Origin of the sequence: Aquabacterium sp. UBA2148 (assembly GCF_002328915.1) — a bacterium.
Lineage (GTDB): Bacteria > Pseudomonadota > Gammaproteobacteria > Burkholderiales > Burkholderiaceae_C > Aquabacterium > Aquabacterium parvum.
Window position 1 is genome coordinate 13,126 of the sequence record NZ_DCXA01000250.1, and the last position, 474, is coordinate 13,599.

Annotated in this window: 1 protein-coding gene; it reads right to left on the bottom strand. The window is 62.2% G+C overall.

What is annotated here, in order from left to right; translation table 11 throughout:
* Positions 1 to 474 (bottom strand): hypothetical protein (locus B2W70_RS13890; RefSeq protein ID WP_286746560.1); only part of this gene is annotated, 474 nt, incomplete at both ends.

Consider the following 474-nt stretch of genomic DNA (forward strand, 5'->3'; position numbering starts at 1 on the left):
TGCAGCCGAGGGCTCGGGCACGGAAGACGTCATCACGAACGACGTCGGCGCGGCCCAGACGCTGTTCTCGCCAAAGTCCACCCGCAGGTCGGTGTAGCCGGTGGATGCAAACGCGGCGAAGTCCCTCAAGGCCGAGGCAACGTCCGCGCTTGGCGTCCCTTCGAAGTTGTTGAACGAAATGAAATCGATGCCGTCACTGCGAAGGTTGCGGGGCCAAATGTTGATGGCGTTCAAACCACCGTCTTCCAGGCTGACGACGTACCCATCGGACAGAGACGTGACGCCATTGATGGTGAACGACTTGACCGCACCGTCAAACAGCCCAAACCAGCCTTCGAGAGACGGCGTCTGGATGTCGATCACGTAGTCGATCCGGAAGGTCTTGCCGACCTCCGCGAACGCCGGGGCGGTGAAGCCGTCGGTGACCTCGTAGGCCGTTGCCGTGAGGCTCCAGGTCTGGAGCTCGGCTTGGGC